The following is an 18,660-nucleotide window of genomic DNA, read 5'->3' as shown; positions in this document are numbered from 1 at the left end:
GCATCGCTGGTAGAGCGCTGCCAGCTGGTGAAGCGCGCTGTTGCTGGAATCATGGTTGAGGTGAGCACAGGCCAGTACCACTGGCGTCCATCGTCCATGTAGTAGAATGTTCTCTATAGGTCGTCGTACGCGCCGGCCTCGGCCGTTGCGCCAGCATTGCCGGCTCCGATTCCACCACCGTCCGTCGCCGAGGTGGAAGACCTTCTGCATATGGGGACGCCCACAATGCTCGCAGCGCCCCCCTGCCCGCACGAAGCGTATCTGGTGCGAGAGCTGGACCCAGTCGAACGGGTACAAGAACACGTGCTCAGGGGGATAGGCATTAGGCGCCCTCTTCCGAAGCGTCAGGTTGCGGAGTGCTCGGCATTATGGGGTCAGCGCGCGGTAGAGCGTCGCATGGTGGCATTTGAGGAGCTTGGCAGCCTTTCGCACGAATGTGCCTTCAGTCACCAATCGTTCGCCTAGCGCAATCTGATCGGGAGTGAGCTTGGGCGGGCGCCCGAAGCGTACTCCCCTCGCCTTGGCCGCCACCCGCCCGCTGCTGGTGCGTTGGTGGATCAGCTCGCGCTCGAACTCGGCGATGGTGATCGATTTCCTTGGCGATGGTGAGCGATTTCCTCGGCTTTGCACTCATGGTGGGCAAGCCGCAGGCAATTCCGCTCCATCGGCGTCAGCGAGTTGTACAGCATCTGGTCCATCGCTTGCTCGCCATGCTCCATCAACATCTCTGCCGCCAGTCTCAGCGAAACGTACCTGTCGGGTGTATTAAGCTAGGTCTGCTGACGACAGGCCTACGACTTGGCCCCCTGGAGGTCCATATGAAGGGAGCGCATCATGGATTGGCACGGTAAGCGCCTGCCATGCTGAGTGAACTGGCGGTTGCGGGATTTTGCCTCGCATAGACGATTTTAGGCACGACCAACGCTATCTGGCTTACCGCTGACGATTGCCGACTCGCGTCGCCAAGATCGCTCGCCCCGATCACCGCACAAAAACAGCGATATTTCGGCTCTGAGAACGCTCGGACAGCGGTTTGTAATAAATGGCACGAATCAATTCGTAAATAGATGCAATGCCTAGAAAATATTATGGTATAACCCGATTCGGTTCAGTTATCGGCTTACCAGCTATCGCTCCCGGGGGAGTTTTTAGTCATGCCCTCTTTTGAAGACTCTGCACGACGAGAGCGCGAGTATATCGCAGCTCAACTCCATATTACCGTCTCCGAGTTAGTTCAATATCCCTATTACGCAGGGGTTGAAACCGTACGCGGCAAGATTGCACTAATGATACATTGGTTAGACGATACCCCCGATGGGGTTATACGCGACGGGAATATGCGAGGGTCTTTCATAACCGATATTGAAATGCCAACGTGATAGTAAAACCTCCACTGGGTCTTGAGTATAATGATTAGTTAATTGTTGCCACGCAGCCCGGGGAATTTCCATGCGCCTGAGCTACTATTGCCCAAGTGTATCGCTCCAGAACTTGGTATCGTTCTTTTATGTATTTGGAGCCGGGCCACTTGGCGCGACTAAGCGACTGGGCGCGTTGTTTGGGCAATTGCAGTTCCGGTTAACCGGCGACCTTCGGCTCACCACGGCCATTGGGGGAACAGAGCAAGCGTGCGCCGCGCCGACTATCCGCCCTTCTGGATCGTCTGCTGCCGGAACACGGACAAGCTTACGATAATGCCGCCTCGGCCATCACAATGCGAAAAATCAAAAGTTTTGCATCGTACAGCGGCTAATCGTCTGACGCTAAGATGCCTTACAACAACAACTGTTGTAGCGGTGCGTGCACATGTAGGCTATCGTCCGAAATTATTCAGTCCGTCGTTTGGGGAATCATCGATGCTTATGTTGTTATATCTGTCATTAGCATTGGTCCAACCGACTACGGAGAAATAAATGCTTCCTGACGGAGTAATAAGAGCCGATCTAGACGGGGACGGTTAAGTAGATAAGGCATCGGTAATTATAAATGAGACCTCGAAAAAAAGGTACTGTCATGCTCGAACTAGCTACAGGCCATTCTGTGGCACTTTATGCAGTTCCGGCCGAGGCCGGCGTTAAACTTTCTTTAAAGATACGCTATGGCGGTGATCCTCGCTGCCCCGATTGGAAGCCGCGTTCAGATCAGGAATGCGGCTACACATTCGATCTTTCTCGCGGACCCAGCCTTGTCGTTCGCGAACCCGGCCAGCGTGACCTGATCTTTACCTCGACCGGGGGGTAGACCTGCCGAGTTCATCTTAGAAAGCGGCTTCGATCGCGCTGACGTACGCCATCGTTCTAGACGATAAGAACGGTAGCGCTTAATCTGGGCACCCAGTCAGCGCCTTGTTTCGCGGGGTGCGCGCGCAAACCGGAACGTCCGCTAACCTCTCCATCTCAGACATTTCCCGAAACTCGATCCCTCGCGAGAATGCCGGCTGGGGCAAGAACGCCCAAAACCGCATATTCGAAAAGCCCGACCTGCTTCTCAGCTTTAGTCGTTAGTTCATTTTAATAAAAAACCGTGTTCGGTAAGCGCAACGACGTCGGTCTCGTGTCGCTTATCGAATTTTGAACGCAGACCCATACACTGTAAGGGCCGAAGCCAGCGGGCTGGGATCGGTCTTCCCACACACAATGTTCTCTCCGACAACGTTCCCGCGCTTCAGGCAATGACCTGGTTTTCAACGGCTCAGTATATGTATTAACTGACGCAGATCTCGGTTCGCCTGCCCATCAATCCGAAACCAGAAACACGTAAAGGGCCCGCAGCTGGCGAGCCCTTAATTGCGTCGGGCTTTAGAACCGAATAGTAGCGCCAACCGCGATGTTGCGACCGAGCGAGTCGTAGCGCGCGGGGATCGTGTTGCTCCGTGCGAGGCTGATGTCGTACGAATTCGCGAGGATCGGCGGGGTCTTGTCGAGCAGGTTGTTGGCAATAAACCGCAACGAAAAGTCCTTGGCGATCGCAAACGACAGCGCCAGATCGAAATAACTTGCTGGTGCGATGTGGTAGAAGGTCGTGCGTGCCCGATCCGGCGTGCCACCGATCGCTTCGTCGCCCGAATTGTCCGCGCTGGTCAACGAACCGACATAGCGCCAGTTGAACGACGTACTGAAGATGCCGTCGCCGGTAGTGTAGGTCGTACGCAGGCCGTGCGACCATTTCGGCAGCAACTGGCTACAGCCATTGCCGTAATAGCCGACGCAGTTGCGCTTGGGCTGAAGCGGTGAATCCTGGCTGCCGGCAAAGGTTGTCAGTGAGCCATTGAAGCTCCAGTCGACCTTGCCCGCACCGCCAAGGGGAGCGTATATTGTGCCTGAAAATCGATGCCGCGAGCGATCGACTTGTAATAGTTAGTCGTGCCCTGACGAATGAAGCCGCTGGTTGGGTTGCTGCTGGCCGGTGCGTAGAGGATGCCGGTACCGGGCTGGCGGACGATACCCGAGCAGAAGAAGGGATCGCCGTTCGAGCGCTGACAGCCATCAGTGTAGTAGGTATAATCGTTATACCCCAGCGAGTTGTCGATCTTGATCTGATACCGGTCGACCGAGAAGACCAGTCCGCGAATGAAGCTTGGCTTCACCACCAGGCCGTAGGTCAACGTGTAGGCGGTCTCCGGGTCCGCGGTGTATCCACCCGACTGGACGGTGCACTGGTTGCCGTCGCCCTGGTTACACAGTAGCGTGGGGCTACCGTACAGCGCGTCGGAAAGCCCGGTCGCACGGCAGACGTCGCGCGACGCAACGGGCGTGCCGTAGCTGATGGCGCCGGTGGTCGGATTGGTCGTGACGGTCGGTGCGCAGAAATCGTTCTGAGACCCGCCTTGCAGGCCATAGCTGATGTTCCGCGCCTGGCCGATCTCGATCACCGTCGGCGCGCGCTGCGCCTTGTTGTACGAGCCGCGGAATGTAAGGTCGCTGACCGGTGCGTAGATGCCTTCGATCTTCCAGGTATTGAAGGTCTTGGGATTGCTGCTGTATTTTGACACGCGGTAGCCGCCATTCGCCTGCAATAGATGCGCGAACGGGCGATCCTCAATCAACGGCGCCTGCACTTCGATGTTCGATTCCCAAACGCTCTGCGAAATATCCAGATCGGCACCACCGTTGAGATCGCGGTAGAAAGAATCCGCTGTCGATGTGTAGTTGTCGTGACGATATTCGGCACCCAGCGCGATCGCGACGCCCTGGTTGGCTAGTGGCGAGGTAACACCGTATTTGCCGAGATCGCCGGTCACAGAGAGCAGGCCGTCCCAGAGCGTACCCACGCCCTTGGTGCGGCCGCCTGGAGCTGTGAACAACCAGTCCGCGACTGGTTGGCCGGGCGTGTTGGCGGTGAAGGCGTTGAACGGCACGCAACCCGCGACGCCGCTGGCGCAGGTCGGCACGCCGTTGACGTTGACGACGTCAAGCGACTGGTTGACGCGGTCGTAGTCAGGCAGGTTGCCGTAGTTCACAACCTGCTGGTTGCGCGCGTAGACGCCGCCGACATCCCAAGTCCACGTATCGTCGACCTTGCCGCGGAAGCCGCCGGTGGCGCGGATGCCGCTGTTGATATAGGTATCGGGGATGTCAGCGAGATCGTTGAAACGATAGCGGAGTTCGATCGGTGCCTTGGTGTTGGTACCGGCTGCACCGCCGCAGATCGCGCTTGCCTGCGAACCCGATAGATACGGGTTGTTGCAGTTCACCTGGTACGGCTGATCGCCATAGACGGTGTAGCTGTAGATCCGCGCCGGATAGACGTTCACGGACTTGTCGCGGAACCAGATTCCCGATCCGTAAACTTCGATATCGGAGGTGAGATCGGCGCTGACGAAGCCGCCCGCGTTCCACCGCTCCGACCCGCGCTGATAGGAATAGCCGTCATACGGGTTCGCCGCATTGCCCGCGCCGACGCCGTAGGGGACGAAGGTGCGCGTGCCGTTCGGGTCGTTGACGTAAGTGGCGCCGTTGTTCGCACCCGAGCGTGGCGAGATGTAGCCGCTGCGCGAATAAGTCGACAGCGAGCATGAGAGCGGGCCATCCTTGCCGGTCTGGACAAGTTGGCATGCCGAGCTGGAGCGCGCGTCGTAATCGACCGCGTCGGTGTGGCGGTAGTTGACGAAGCCCGACAGGCGCAGCTTGCCGTCGAACAGCTTCTTGCCCGCGGTCACGGTAATGTCGGCCCGGCCGCCGTCGTTGGTCATGCCGCGCGGGCTGCCGAAACTGTTCGCGCGCGCCAGCGGTGATACGATCGTGTCGTTGTTGTCGTGATTGTAGAAATTGTAGTTGCCGTCGATCTGCAACCCCTCAAAATCCTTTTTCAGGATGAAGTTGACCACGCCAGCTACCGCGTCCGAACCATAGACCGACGAGGCACCGCCGGTCAGCACGTCGACACGCTCAAGCATTGACGGCGGGATGATGCCGACGTCCGCGCCGTTCTGTGTGCCGATACGCTTGCCGTCGATCAGCGTCAGCGTACGCTCGAAGCCGAGGCTGCGCAGCTTGATGCGCTGGCGGCCGTCCGAATCCTGGTAGTTCTGCTGCGCGTCCGGCGCGATCTGCGGGAGACGGTTCAGCACGTCCTCGATGTTGGTCGGCGCTTGCGCGCGAATGTCCTGCGCGGTGACCGAGGTGATCGGTGCGGCCGACGTCATGTTCGGACGCTGAATGCGGGATCCGGTCACAACGACCGTGTCATCCGATGAGGACGCAGGATTGGGTGCGGCAAGCGCGGTCGCGGCATCCGCCTCAACCTTAGCCTGTGCCGGTGTCTGAGCGGGACCCGTTGCAACATCCTGATTTTGCGCCATTGCCGGGACAGCGCAGAACAAAAGCGACCCTGCAAGAGCGATACGCGACACAGTTTGGTCGAAGATCATATACTTACCCCTTATCCAGCTGCGCCCTGACGCTTTGACCGGTTCGAACGACAGATTTCGTTAATTTGTCATATTCGTCAATACCCAAACAATACCTATTAAATACTTTTATGCTGAATTGTTGCGTAATAGCATCCTCCATTCGTATGGCGGACACGCACGATGCTCGCTGATCGATACGGTAGAGGCGGAAGTCCAGTTATGTTCTCTCAACGCCAAAACGGACAGGCGGGTGACCACAAGGGGCTGGCCAATCAGCCTCTTGCTGCCCCTCGCTGAAGGAACGGCAGCTTACCCGCTGATCGTCACCCGTAGCCGGACAGGCCGCGATCCTCCCCAACTCGGACATTCCCGAAAATTGACCCCTGCAACACTAGGGCGGCGGTTGAACGCTAAATTGCAGATATCCGCATTTTCAGGGACAGTGCCGAGATGCAACCTCGCGCCCTACATACTCTTCGAGCGATAGCGACTGCCCTTTGCCAGCGTGGCTTTAGCCGCATGCAATCCTAGGCAAAACAAGTGTGAGAACAAAGACCAGAACTGGACGCATCGTCTTGAGCAGTCAGTATCCGTGTCACATGTGCTCCTCGTAACGCAAGCAGGCATTTTGCTGTGGAATGGTAGTGCTATCAGTCCCCAAGACCTATCAAGTCGGCTTGCACTGAAGAGCGAAATGAATGTTATGCCGAAAACTCTTCTCCGGCATGAACGGGGTGTAGACTGTGCCGAACTTTTAGCTATAAAAAATCAGATTGAGAAATCGATGGACTGTGCCTCCGGCAAGTGTGCGGAGGGACGCGAATGGAAATCAATCCCCTGATAACGGCTTCGACGGCTTCAGTGGAGGACAATAAGAACGCTCGATTAAGCAAAATCGTGTGGACGAGAAAAAGCTAGACGCCTCAAGCGCTCCTTCATTTCGGCCACCAAGGCATCGCGCCACGGATCGCCCGCTTTGGCTTTGGTCGCTAAAAAGGCAGTTCGAACCGCTCTGTCGGACATCGCACTAATACGTTCTCGATACTCCAAAACGTGCTGGTCCTGCCCGCGTTTTTGTTCTTCCATCACAGCCTGTTCCGAATTCGTCGCCCGCCTGAGACTTAGACTTATTACCGTCATCGCGCCGCGCTAATCGCCGAATTCGTCCGACGAAATCGCGAGTAACATTAGATAACATCGGACCAGTAAGAGGCTTCTTCGACCCATAGCGGTTGCGATAGAACTTTACGAAGCTCTAACATCGTTTAAAGTTAATACCCCAGTATGAGTCCGGGATCGCCATGATGCTAGAGTATCGTATGTATGTTCTCGATAAAGTCGGAAAGATTGTCGAACGTATCGATCTAGAATGTCAAAATGATGCGGACGCAGTGTCGGGCGGAAAGACTTACGCACGAAAAAACGATGTAGAGATTTGGTGTGGCCAGCGGGTTGTTACCGTTCTTCACACGTTAACCTGATTGAGACCGTAGAGCCTCATTTTCGATGGACTCTTCCGGCGCGGTGGCATTCGCAGGGCGAATACGCGTCGTGTACGAGCCTGGCTTACCTTCTCGAATTATGCCATCGGGCGCTTGGTCATGCCAGCGAACCAATAGCGAACCATTTTCTTCGAATTCGAGATCGTATGGATGGTTTCTCATTGCCTTCCAATCAATGCCTAACTCTTTGGCGACAAAAGTACGCTGCTTTTCCAATTCGCTTTTCAGCATAAAATATCTCGGCATCCTGACTAAGGATCGATACTGGCGCGACAAACCCTCCAAGGACAGTGATTGATCCTGTTTAATTTTTACTGTGGTTACATTAGCGTCGAATGGTTGGGCTTACTCGACCGAACGAGGACGACGCGAGTGCTGTCGTCCTTCCAGCATCCTCAAGGTTTCAGGATCGCTGGGATTCATCGTGCCATACGGCAGCTTTAAACCAAGCTACTTGGATCGGGTCCCACCGGCTGCGGCAGTGCGTTGCCGAAAATGGGGTATCGATGGGGTACAACGTAATATATTTGGCCCAAGAACGGCCTATTTTATGCGTGGCGTGGACCGTTGCGGCGGAGGGGTTATCTGCCGCACCTTCAAGAGGCGTAGGATTATGTCGGTTGCTTACCTAACAAGGGGCTGCCGTGGACTGACGTCGGAGACGAAAACCTTCGCCTCTGGTCGGAAACTAAGGGTACTCGCGAGATTGTGGACTTGCTTGGGCGTACGCCAAACTCCGTTTACGAACGGCAAAAAGCCCTTGGCTTGAGGCAAAGCCATTGACCCTGCGACGGAGGGGATATCCACCGCACCATCGTAAAACATGACCCATTCGGGCAACAGGATGACTCCAAATGACGCGCCTTGTCGTCGAAAAGAACCAGTATTTTGTCCCATGGGCGGAACTTGCGACTTTGTGGCGTCGAAAAGGTAGGAAGATCGGTCCAGGTAGCGAGGAAATGCTCGCAGTCGCGACGCTGCGCGAAATCGTTTGTATCGCGGCTTCATTGGGTTTGCCGGCGCGAAACCGGCTTCGAATCGTTCTCCCGAACCGAAACTGCTGGCCCTATGGGTATTACGGCAAGCAGCAGCTCGCACGACTAATCAAGCTTTCAACTCTCTAGTGCCTGGGGCGTTAAGGGAGCGGCGCTGGAAAGAAGTGCGGCGGTGAGGTCTCCGCCGTATGAGGAGGAATAAGCGTGGATGAGATGGATGTAACGGCCGTCGCAAAGGGCATGGAGGCGCACTTTAAAGCTGCGCTCGCTCCGTTCGATGCAAACTCCGTGTCGCTATCGCGGGAGGGAGGCGGTGCTTACCCTCGGGCTAATATCGGCGCTGGTCGACCTCTTGGAACGTCACGATCCGGCCAAATCATAAAATGCTGCGGCGGATAAGGTATCCACCGCATTGTGCGAGGTGAGGACGGGAATGGCTACTTCTACGAACCCAGCTGACGACCTTGCACAGCGCAAGAATGCGGTGAACAGTAGGCAGGCTTGGACGAACGATGACGACACCAGGCTTCTTTTGATGGCTGGCTCGAAAAGCCAACGCGAAATCGATGTTGAGTTAGGCCGCTCGGTATCGGCCGTTGAAACTCGCATTCGAAGTTTGAGGATGAAGTAGAGTCAAACCGCACGAAGTCGACCAGTGTTGTAATGCACAACCGTGATGCATTTTGGGGGGCAATGGGCGTTCCTGACGTTGCCAAAGGGATCCCTTTGTGGCTCGGCCCGTGCGAGCTTTGATTCTCGAAATAGGATCGTTTTTTGAGAAGCCGGATCCCGTTATCTGTGGCGATCAGTTTTCCGGAAAAGGTGAATGGCAGGCCTCGTTTGGACAGGTTAAGGGCTGCGATATGATCCGCGCCACACTCTTGAAGCTTAAAGCTTGGTTATCCCCCCGAAGTTGCGAGCAGCGGTGCGAAGGCCAAAGGGCACAGTAGTGTGGCTAGCGCCCAACTTGCAGAGTCCGCGAAGAAGACCAAGCGGCGGGCGCAGAGGCAAGCGAGAGCGCGAAACCGTTAAAGCCGGTGGATACCGAAACGGTCCTCCTGGTAGATCGGCCGTGTTATTGCTTTGCCATGACAATCATCGAACGAGCATTCGAGATCGCGCGGAGCGGCAAAGCGCGCTCGATAACGGACATCCGCACTCAGTTGAGGCGGGAGGGTTTTGATCACGTGCAATCGCATTTGGGCAGCGCGGCGCTGCAAAAGCAGCTGAAAGGGCTGATCAAACCTCCAAGTTAAGGGATGCGACCACACTAGCGTTCTTCCTTTGTTCCGCTATGATCTGGGTATGGAACACGCACCCGAGTCGATGCGCGACGGCGCACAGCCCCTCAGTCAGACCCACACTCTAATTGCCGAAATCCTGCCAGAGCTTCGGCCTTGCGAGATGCAGAACATCTTTTTCCAATGCTTCGAAGACGGTCCTGAAACCCTCCTGGCGCCGATTGAGGCAGAGTTCGCGCGGCGTGGGCTGTCACCCTACGGCAAGTTCTCGACCGATTGCTTCTGATGGCTAGCGTGATTTCCCCGGAGCGGATTGCGGCCATTATCGAAGACGCGCCTGCATGGGCTTTGATCGGGCTTACAGCGCCGCGCGAGGGATTGAGAGCAGACGCACGCTTGGAGGTGGCAAGGCATGTCTACAGGACTCTATATCAGCCTGTAGACGCTGAAACGGCGCAGATGGCTTTGCCCTGGTGATCCTGTGGGCAACACGCGGTTTAGGACGCTGGGCGATTTCACGAAGCACGAAGCTAATGTGGGCTGCGTATGCTCCAAATGCGGGCGCAAGGGTGTCGTGCACCGCCTGGTTTTAGTGAGGTGGTGTTACCTCAAACGCAAGAACATGTCGGTCGAATGCCTCCTCGGATATCTGCGGTGTTCGGCTTGCGGCAGTAGGCCAAACAGGATCGCACCGACGCCGCTACCGCCGTCCTTTCCCAGTTACGGTCGGGACGAACGCCAATGGAAGCGCTTCGAGCAGAAGCTGAGAGTGTAAGGTGGCGTTCTTGTAAAGGCGGACGTCATCACCGACTATGTCGTTGATAATGCCGTCGATGCCGGGTCGACCGTCCAGATAGGCTAGCATCACAGACGAGCGCCGGGAACACACTACAAGCTAGGCAGTTTCTAAATACGCTAGAAGCGTCCTGCCCTTTCGGGGGAACGGCGGTGAAAGCTCGCAATGCCCTGTCGGTCTTCAGATCGGCAGGGCATTTTCGTAACTATGTGCGGAACCGACGCCGGCCTGTACTGTTGATATCATAACCGGTCGGGCACTTCCCCCCCTTGGTCCCGCTGGTTCTAAAGCGCCCCGCTGCCCCCCGCAGCGGGGCATTTTATTGTCTGGGTCCTTTTGGACAACGGGCCAATCGAGATTCTACATCCGCAATGATTGCTTGAGATGTCAAAGCTAGGGATACAACGGAGCCGTTTTCGCACGTGGCTGGTTAGTGCGGCATATCCCTATCGACAGTTCCCTATGCGCTTGCCGTTAACGATGACCCGTTCATCCTCATGGATGTCACAGCCATTCTCGAAGATGCGGGTTCCGCATCTATGAAGCGGATCACAGCGATGCTGCGATCGCGATGCTCCCTGAATACGTGCACACAATCACCCTGCTCTTCTCAGACGTCGATATACCGGGCGATACTAACGGGTTCGCGCTCGCCCACCACCTCGCGGAGAATTACCCCTGGATCGAGATCGTTATCGGCAGCGGCCACCTCCGGCCGAAGGCGGATGACTTGCCCGAAAAGGCCACATTCGTATCCAAGCCGTTCAATGCGCAGATGATCTATGGTGATCGCGCGGTCATGGCGCTGCTTTATCGCTGATGGTCGTGCGCACCGGCTTGCCGCGGATTACCCCCGCCAAGCCCATCTCGCGCATCAGCCGTTCCACGGTACAGCGCGCGACCGCAAAGCCCTCCCGCATCATCTGCCGCCATACCTTCCGCACGCCGTAGACCGCAAAGTTCGCCGCGAAGACACGAGCGATTTCGGGCTTGAGGATCAGATCCTCACGCGCCCGTGCCGACAGACGCGATGGATCCTGTCGTTGCACGACGTGCTCGTAGTAGGTGGATGGGGCTATCGGCAGGACACGGCAGATCGGCTCGACCCCATAGGCATCACGGTAATCGTCAATGAAAGCGATCATCTCCGGAACGGGCGGTCGAGCTCCGCCTGCGCAAAATATGCCGACGCCCCCTTCGGCAGGCTCAGGACAGGCTTGCGCAGGATCTCGTTGGCTTGCCGCAGTTCGCGGACCTCGCGCTCCAGCGCCTTCACCTTGTCGGCCACATCGGTCGGGACACCGCCACGTTTGCCGCTGTCGACTTCGGCCTTCTTCACCCGTTCATGCAGCGTCTGCGGAACGCAGCCGATCTTCTCGGCAATCGATACCACGGTCGCCCATCTGGACGGGTAATCCCGCTCGTGATCGAAAACCATCCGTACCGCCCGCTCGCGGACTTCGGGCGCAAACTTGTTCGCCGTCTTGCTCGTCATGGCTCCACCGTCTCAGGAGTTGAAGCCTCCAACAAACCCGGGGCGGTTCATTTAATCCGCTTTTCGAAAATATAGAATTCGCTGGTTAAAGGGGTTTATACCTAATGTTAATGAGTTAATCGCCTTTCTAATGCGCTTGAATGCCCTGTCTTCCTTGAGTTAGCTCGATAACGCGGTTCCAGATGTGTCTTCGTTCTGTTCCTAGAGTGTCGAGGAAAAAGTTCCCGAAAGGTCGACTTTGCGTTCCTAAAGGAGCGAACCTTGTTCCTAGAGTGTCGAAGGCTGGCTCGATTGCGTAATTTTCTCGAGTAATTGCATCAGATTGCTAAGGTTCGTCCTAAGGGATGTTCAATTGCGACAGATACCCAAGCGTAAAGAAGGAGGGGCGTTTACAAACACGACACTTCGGGAACGGTTGAACTAGGCTATAGGGATTTTGGAGTACGCGGCCCCTATGCCCCTCTCAAGGCGAAGGCGGTTCGTAAGGCCAAGCAGTGCTAACGCCCAAGTTCGTGACGGTGCTTTTCATGGTAGCGCCGTACAAAGCCGATGAACGCCGCCTGATAACTCACCGGCGTGTGCGTACTGTCCGCCTCAACCCAGGCGCGAAACTGATCGTGTAATGTCTGGTAATCCCATCCCGGGCATTCCCTGCACAGCGTTGCCATTGTCGCGTCGGTGATTTCGCCGGCGGTGGCGCGTGTCGCCAGACTGGTCCGCGACCGTCGCAGCAGCGCTGTTACGTCAATCGTCTCATCCGCATCGTTGGCTGTGGCAGTGGGGTTGGTTGACGTTGACCTTGCTGGGGCTTTAGCGCCCCCCTGCCCCATGTGCCACCACGGTTTTCATCGGGCGCTCGACGTCGCTGCGACGTTGCATCCGCAGCAGTGGTTCGCGCTTTCCAGCTGGCGTCTCCAAGGCTAGCGCATAGCCCGGCAGCCCGTTGCGCTCGACGATCTTCGCGATCTCGAACTTGAAGCGGCGATATTGCCCTTTGGCGCCCGACTTCTCGAACAGCGTCGGCATGGCGATCGCGAAGCCGACTTCCCCTGCCCCTCCAGCATGTTTGCGCGCGACGCGGTATAGCCAGCGCTCACGCCCGCCCGTCAGGTCAAAATAGGCAGGGTCGATCGACAGCACCCCGCCCTGCATCATTACGCCTTCCCAGAACCAGTTCGACACCTCGATCGTCATCCCACGCGACCGCTCGGTCTTTTCGTCGACCAGCTGTGTCCACCCATCGAGTCAACTGAACGTGGCCTCTCGGCGATTCTCGGCGAAAGTTGGTCTTGATCGTGCTTGACACCAGCCGGTCGAGCGCTTGGCCGAGCAGTTCATACGCTCGACCGGTCGTGGGCCGCCCAATTGCGCGGACTAGGTCATAGGGCATAAGGTAGAGCTTGCACGGAACGTCGTTGATCCCGCGCCGGGCCATATCCGCAAGCACGCTCGCGCAATAGATTAATATGTCCGCATCCCAAATCGTCGCCATCCCGTAATCAGGGTTGCCTGAGACGTGCACCCACAGCTTGCCGTCGGGGCTGCGATAATCGATCGGCTTGACTCGCTTGGGCTTGGCGAGGCTGAAGAACGGACGCTCCATCATCTCGCGCTGGTCGCGCAGCGGCAGGTCGGCGAGATAGGGGAGGAGCAGGTCGAACGCTCAGACACCCTCTGACGATCGGCGCGTGTCATGCCGTCACGACCTGAGTGTTTCCCAAAGGAAAACATCATCGGGGCGGTAGCGGCAATCGTCCGCGTTGGTATGGAACGGAGCATGTTTCCCCGGGGAAACACACTCACCGCTGCAGTCCGCGGCCTTCGGCCTCCAAATGCACGAGCGCCTGCCGCAGCGCGTTGACCAGCTCGTCGTTCCCGGCGCCCGACCCGGCATGGAGTCGGATTGTTACGCCCTGTCGGTTGCTCGACTGGATGCTGAGCCCAGGGCGTCCAGACGGCGTGGTCCATGTGAACGGGGGCGCAGCGTCGGTGGGATCGTTCGACGCCTCGAGCAACCGCCGCAGCACGTCGCCAGCAGGGTAGGGGGGGCGCACCCCGATCGCGCCGCGCAGCCTGCTCACGCGCAAGATCTCGAGCAGCACCTTGAATAGCCTTAGCGGCAACTTTGTCGTTGAGCGCCTGCGCCAATGCATAAGCAGGCTTGAGTTGGACGTCGGAGGGGGAGGCGAACGCGGTAATCACCGCGTCTGGGATCTGTGCGACCTTGACCATCTTTGACAGCCAACCCTTTGACACTTTGAGCCGGTCCGCCATCCGCGTCAGGTGGTTGCCGTAATGGGCCTTGAGCGCCTCGGCATAATTACGGGCACGCTCGAGATCTGACACATCTTTCCGCGCGCGGTTCTCTAGATCGGCAAGCCGGAATGCGGCTTCGTCGTCGAGGTTGGCAACCTGCGCTACGAACTGCATCTCAGGATAGGAATGCGCACGTAGCCAGCTGATCGACCAGTGGCGTCGAGTACCCGCAATCACCTCGAAGTCATGTGTAGGATCGCCGTTGACACGGCGTACCACGGCAGGAACCTTTTGTCCGCCCTCGGCGATTATGGAATCGATTAGCTCGCGGCAGCCTTCTTCGGTCAGATGCTGGTAGCTGCGCGCATTACCCGGCCAGATCCGCACGCGCACTGGATCGAGTAGCAGCTGCGTCACTTGTCGCACTTCCCCGCTAGTCACTCGCGCTAGTGCAGTCTCGCGGTTGAGCAGTGTCGTCCCACGCGTCCGTTCGGACGTGGGCGGGGCAGGGGGCGCGTCGGTGTCGATTTCCGCTGATTCGTCGGCCAGCAAGGCTGCGAGATAGTCAGATTGCTTACGCGCCATGCTGCACCTCCCGCACTGGACTTATTGGGAACGCTGCCGCGCAGGACAGTACCAATTCGGGTTCACGCGACACGGAGTAGATCCTCCTCGCGTGCGGGCTCGACACGGCCCCAGCCTTGTCGGACGAGTTGCTCGATCTGCCCCATCGCCTCGTCAAGATTGGCACGGCAGCGCTTGTGCGTCTTGGGAGTACCGATTGGGCGTTCAAGTTCGTAGATCGTCATCATCCGCATCGCGGCATGGCTGATCTCGGCGGATTCGAGGATTGGCACCGGGAGTAAGGCTGGACCGAAGCTCTGTTCCATAATCGTGCGAACCATTGCGTGGCTGGGATCGTTACTGTCAAACTTCGAACATATAAGCCGAAGGAAGCTATATTCGACCTCGATTCCGGCATGCGCGAGCTGCTGCAGGACCTGGTTCATCATCGACAGAAACTGGACGGTCGAGCAAAAATCGGGCGTCGTAGCGGCGAGCGGGACGAGCAGCGCATTTGCCGCCTGCATCACCGCGAGGCTGATCGTCCCGAGAGCAGGTGGAGGATCGAGCAGTACCACGTCGTAATTGCGCGCAAGATCGGCCAGCCCCTGTTTGAGCTTGCGGAAGCGCGCGGCGAGCACCGACTGCCCGTCCGATCCCGCAGCGGCAAGTTCATATTCGACGTCGAACAATTCGAGGTTCGATGGGATAAGGTCGACATTGGGCCACGGTGTCGATTTGACCGCATAGAGCAGGTCGGCCTGGGTCGGATCGATCGACAGATAGGGGTAGAGCGTCTCTTCTCGCGCGATATTGAAATGGGGGTTAAACCCGAACAGCGTCGTCGTCGTCGCCTGGCTATCGCAGTCGACAACCAGCACACGGTACCCCTGCACCGCGAAATAATGCGCGAGGTGGCACGTGACCGTCGACTTGCCCACCCCGCCTTTGAAATTCTGCACTGCGATGATCGCGGGGATATCAAACAGTGCGCGTGCAGGAGAGGCGCCAAGTACCTCGCGCATCTGCAGTAGTTCCTCGACCGAATAACCAAGTCTCCGCCCATTTTCACCCGCCGGGGCAGGGGGAGGCGACCGTCATCCTCCGCCATGCGGATCCGGTTGGTCGAACAGTCGAGTAATTGCGCTGCCTCGGCAATCCCGAAGCGGACATTGAGACCCTTGCGGCTTTCGGGCAGGAATGCCTTGCGCCGTAAGCGTTCAATCATCCGCTCGCCCGCGTCCGCCAGTTCTCCGATATGATTGACAATGGCATTCATGCACTGGTCCGATCGCTCGTCTGAAGCTTCTGGGCAATTTTATACGCGTATTAAACTCAATGCGTAAGGGTATGGTATAAAAAAGGTCTACGGTGAGGCGATCTTCGCTATTAGTGTACTGGGTGTTTAATCCCACGGTTTGATGGTGTGATCCGTCGTTAGAATGGAAGAAGCCGTATGGGACAGGTACGTCATGGGAGCGCCACGACCACGCACGCCGTCAGAGCAGCAATACAGCGATCGCAAGCTTCGCTCTCGACGCTGATGCGACGCATGGCGGTATCAGCGATGGTCTCGAGCTGGTTGCCCAGTTGGACAGCCTGGGCGACAGCGAGGTCGCGCAGACGAACATGCTCGGTAAGCCTGATGGCTTCGGGGTTGTGGACATGGGGCGTGAGCTTGGCATGCAGCGCAGCAAGGCAGCGTGCGATCACCGCAGCATCGAGTGAATCGGTCTTGGCCAGCTGTGCTCGGCACGGGCGAAGCTGCGCACCCGTGCCGGATCTATAAAATAGGCGGCAAGTGCCAGCCGATCGAGCAGGATGATAAGCTTGCGCTCGTAACCGCCCGACGCCTCGAAGCCGATCCGCAAACGGGCCGTGCCGGCAAGCCGGGTCAGCTTGCGGCCGAGCATGGCAAGTTCGGTCTTGCTGTTGGCGACGCGACACAGCATGCCGGTCGGATGAAAGTGAATAGCGAGTTCGTCGTTGGCAACATCGATGCCGACAAAGGTCGGGCTATGACATGATCCGGTCTCCCAGGCTCGTCGTGCGGGTCCGTTAACGGTCCCAAGCAACTGTTCGGGGTTTGGGAAAGACGGATGCGGCCCTGCTCAGGAACGGTCTTTGACGACCAGCCTGTCGAACGGCCTCACATCCACCGCCTGAGCGGGGTGGCCATCCCGCTCAGGAACCTCGTGAATACACCATTTTCCACAGACAAGCTCGTCGAAGGGCTCTGCCTGTTCGTCGGCATCGACCGCACTAGCAAGTTTGCGGTCACCCAGCTCGTCGATAAGGCTGACAGGCGGACGGCTTGGGAGTTCCTCGAACATCTGTTGAAAGCCGTGCCCTACCGCATTCACACGATCCTGACCGACAATGGCATCCAGTTCGCCGAGCAACCGCGCAACCGCAACACCGCCTCGTCGCGCCAAATGCGCTTTGACATGATCTGCGAAGCCAATGACATTGAGCATCGGCTTACCAAGCTTAACCACCCTTGGACCAACGGGCAGGTCGAGCGGCGGATGAACCGCACGATTAAGGAAGCGACCGTCAAACGCTTTCACTACGAGAGCCACGAGCAGTTGTAGTTGCACTTCGCCGACTTCATGACGGCCTACAATTTCACCCGCCGGCTCAAGACGCTCAGTGGCCTCACGCCTTACGAATACATCGCCAAATCTGGACGTCAGAGCCGGACAGGTTCATCGTCGATCCGATCCACCAGATGCCGGGATTAAACACCTAGCACTCAATTCGTGGGAATGCGGCAATATCTGTTTATCTGAGCCGCTGTAGTTGACTGGTTGCCACTGCTAGCCGTAGGCTGAACCCGTAATCGAAACGCGCGACGTTTAATGACGCCTTGAACGTTCCATCAACCGATCGATATCAGCCATGCTTGCATCAAGGTCGGCCGTGGCAAGGGCCAGCGGCCCGTCGTCCAGGATAGCGGGTTGCTCGACCAAAAGCTCACGTTGCGTCGGATGAATACGACCGCCTGCTGCGAGGGTAACGAGACCGGCACGGGCGAGCGCATGCGCCTGGATATCGGCCCCGGCTCGAGACAGACCTAGCGCCCGTGCAAGCTGGGTCCGCCGCAGCGGGCCGACCGCAACGATGAGCGCCCACGCGTCGCGCGTGCGTGCGTTGCGGGAGAGGCCGGTAAGCGCTTCAATACCGCGAACGCAGCGGCGGTTGCTCTGTTCAAGGCGGTCAAAGCAACCGCGAGCGATATGTTCACAATGCTGGACAAGTGCCTCGGCGCGCTCCTGAGTCGTCAAATTAAGACGAAAGACGGTCCGCGGAAGCTGCCCCGCAAGTCCAGGCCTGACGCCCGTGTTGTGGCCCAACAACGCTAGGTTGAGCGCCCAACACCCTGAAGGTGGTGCTGCGACATAGCGATGCAGCGGTCCATCCGGCAGTTCCAGCATGGCGTCATGGCTGTCCTGCTGGGCGAAATCGGGATCGTCGAGCAGCACATCGATAGCGCCAACGGCCGGCGCGATCTGCTGCAAAGGGTGATCGGCAGCAAGCCCAGCGAGTCCGAGAGCTATAGCAAGCGAGCCGGTTGTCTGCACTGCGAGCAAAGCGGCTTGTGCTGCGTCGAGGAGCGCTAACTGATCAGGCCCAAAATGCCGGGACGCATCGACCGTGCGTGCCAGCATGGCGGCGGGCGCTGCGATCGCGGGCACAGCATGATTAGCAAGCCATAAGAGTACAGCGTCACGACGGAGGTCGTCGGTGAGGAGAAGCGTGTCGGCGTCGATGCTCTCCTGATGGGCAAGACCGACATCGCCGACGCCGGCATCGCGCCGGTACGCGCGCCATGCCTCAGCAACAGTCGCAAGACCGCTGATCCGGTTGCATTCGGCAGTGGCAAACCGTGTTGCGCCGGTCAGGCACCCCAATGCGTGAGCCAACGGGGCAAAATCATTACGCACCATAAATTTAGAG

The 18,660-nt window shown here is 57.8% G+C and carries 11 protein-coding genes, 6 pseudogenes and 1 other annotated feature; of the genes and pseudogenes, 5 read left to right on the top strand and 12 right to left on the bottom strand.

Annotated features, from left to right (window positions below; translation table 11 throughout):
• Window positions 1-366: 366 nt before the first annotated feature.
• From NHF48_RS22720 to NHF48_RS22700, 5 genes are all read right to left on the bottom strand, one after another.
• On the bottom strand, window positions 367-531 hold the full coding sequence (locus NHF48_RS22720) for a helix-turn-helix domain-containing protein (RefSeq protein ID WP_446741240.1): 165 nt from the start codon (window positions 529-531) through the stop codon (window positions 367-369).
• Window positions 532-2,798: 2,267 nt separating this feature from the next.
• Window positions 2,799-3,176 carry a hypothetical protein gene (locus NHF48_RS22715; protein ID WP_342454780.1) on the bottom strand — a complete coding sequence of 126 codons (378 nt, stop codon included), beginning with the start codon at window positions 3,174-3,176 and terminating at the stop codon, window positions 2,799-2,801.
• Window positions 3,177-3,256: 80 nt separating this feature from the next.
• Window positions 3,257-5,674, bottom strand: coding sequence for a TonB-dependent receptor plug domain-containing protein (locus NHF48_RS22710; protein WP_253072545.1), 2,418 nt, complete (start codon window positions 5,672-5,674; stop codon window positions 3,257-3,259).
• A gap of 1,062 nt (window positions 5,675-6,736) precedes the next feature.
• Window positions 6,737-6,937, bottom strand: coding sequence for a hypothetical protein (locus NHF48_RS22705; protein ID WP_253072544.1), 201 nt, complete (start codon window positions 6,935-6,937; stop codon window positions 6,737-6,739).
• 386 nt (window positions 6,938-7,323) lie between these two features.
• Entirely contained in the window at window positions 7,324-7,584 is a 261-nt protein-coding gene (locus NHF48_RS22700) for a hypothetical protein (RefSeq protein WP_253072543.1), read from the bottom strand.
• A gap of 1,852 nt (window positions 7,585-9,436) precedes the next feature.
• Between NHF48_RS22700 and NHF48_RS22695 the strand changes: the two genes are divergently transcribed.
• The 4 genes from NHF48_RS22695 to NHF48_RS22685 all read left to right on the top strand — a co-directional run bounded on the left by NHF48_RS22695 (window position 9,437) and on the right by NHF48_RS22685 (window position 11,205).
• Window positions 9,437-9,604 (top strand): hypothetical protein, encoded by a 168-nt coding sequence (locus NHF48_RS22695; protein ID WP_253072542.1) that lies wholly within the window; start codon window positions 9,437-9,439, stop codon window positions 9,602-9,604.
• Window positions 9,605-9,653: 49 nt separating this feature from the next.
• The gene (locus NHF48_RS22690; protein WP_253072541.1) at window positions 9,654-9,875 is read left to right on the top strand and encodes a hypothetical protein; all 222 of its coding nucleotides are present in this window, start codon (window positions 9,654-9,656) and stop codon (window positions 9,873-9,875) included.
• Entirely contained in the window at window positions 9,875-10,066 is a 192-nt protein-coding gene (locus NHF48_RS26290) for a DUF6771 family protein (protein WP_446741230.1), read from the top strand. Before NHF48_RS22690 ends, NHF48_RS26290 begins: the two co-directional genes overlap by 1 nt.
• Window positions 10,067-10,971: 905 nt before the next feature.
• Window positions 10,972-11,205 (top strand): hypothetical protein, encoded by a 234-nt coding sequence (locus tag NHF48_RS22685; RefSeq protein ID WP_253072540.1) that lies wholly within the window; start codon window positions 10,972-10,974, stop codon window positions 11,203-11,205.
• Here the strand turns inward: NHF48_RS22685 and NHF48_RS22680 are convergent.
• The 6 genes and pseudogenes from NHF48_RS22680 to NHF48_RS22655 all read right to left on the bottom strand — a co-directional run.
• Window positions 11,186-11,880 (bottom strand): annotated as a pseudogene (locus tag NHF48_RS22680) (IS3 family transposase); the annotation flags it as partial. The gene NHF48_RS22685 and the pseudogene NHF48_RS22680 sit on opposite strands and share 20 nt — an antisense overlap.
• Window positions 11,456-11,572 (bottom strand) — a sequence feature (AL1L pseudoknot). (Overlaps the previous pseudogene by 117 nt.)
• An 810-nt stretch (window positions 11,881-12,690) precedes the next feature.
• A pseudogene (locus tag NHF48_RS22675) lies at window positions 12,691-13,483 on the bottom strand (replication initiator protein A).
• Window positions 13,484-13,679: 196 nt separating this feature from the next.
• Window positions 13,680-14,721 (bottom strand): annotated as a pseudogene (locus tag NHF48_RS22670) (ParB/RepB/Spo0J family partition protein).
• A 62-nt stretch (window positions 14,722-14,783) separates the two neighbouring features.
• A pseudogene (locus NHF48_RS22665) lies at window positions 14,784-15,979 on the bottom strand (AAA family ATPase).
• Window positions 15,980-16,320: 341 nt separating this feature from the next.
• Window positions 16,321-16,413: pseudogene (locus tag NHF48_RS25565) on the bottom strand (hypothetical protein); the annotation flags it as partial.
• Complete coding sequence (locus NHF48_RS22655; RefSeq protein ID WP_253072716.1) at window positions 16,410-16,775, bottom strand: hypothetical protein; 366 nt, start codon at window positions 16,773-16,775, stop codon at window positions 16,410-16,412. The gene NHF48_RS22655 and the pseudogene NHF48_RS25565, both read right to left, overlap by 4 nt.
• A 159-nt stretch (window positions 16,776-16,934) precedes the next feature.
• On the opposite strand from NHF48_RS22655, the pseudogene NHF48_RS22650 reads away from it, so the two are divergent.
• Window positions 16,935-17,452, top strand: a pseudogene (locus tag NHF48_RS22650) (integrase core domain-containing protein); the annotation flags it as partial.
• A 106-nt stretch (window positions 17,453-17,558) separates the two neighbouring features.
• Here NHF48_RS22650 and NHF48_RS22645 read toward each other — a convergent pair.
• Window positions 17,559-18,650 (bottom strand): hypothetical protein, encoded by a 1,092-nt coding sequence (locus NHF48_RS22645; RefSeq protein WP_263817085.1) that lies wholly within the window; start codon window positions 18,648-18,650, stop codon window positions 17,559-17,561.
• Window positions 18,651-18,660 lie beyond the last annotated feature (10 nt).

The organism is Sphingomonas sp. H160509, assembly GCF_024124765.2.
Lineage (GTDB): Bacteria > Pseudomonadota > Alphaproteobacteria > Sphingomonadales > Sphingomonadaceae > Sphingomonas.
The sequence above is the reverse complement of the archived record's forward strand: the minus strand, read 5'-3'. Positions and strand labels throughout refer to the sequence as shown.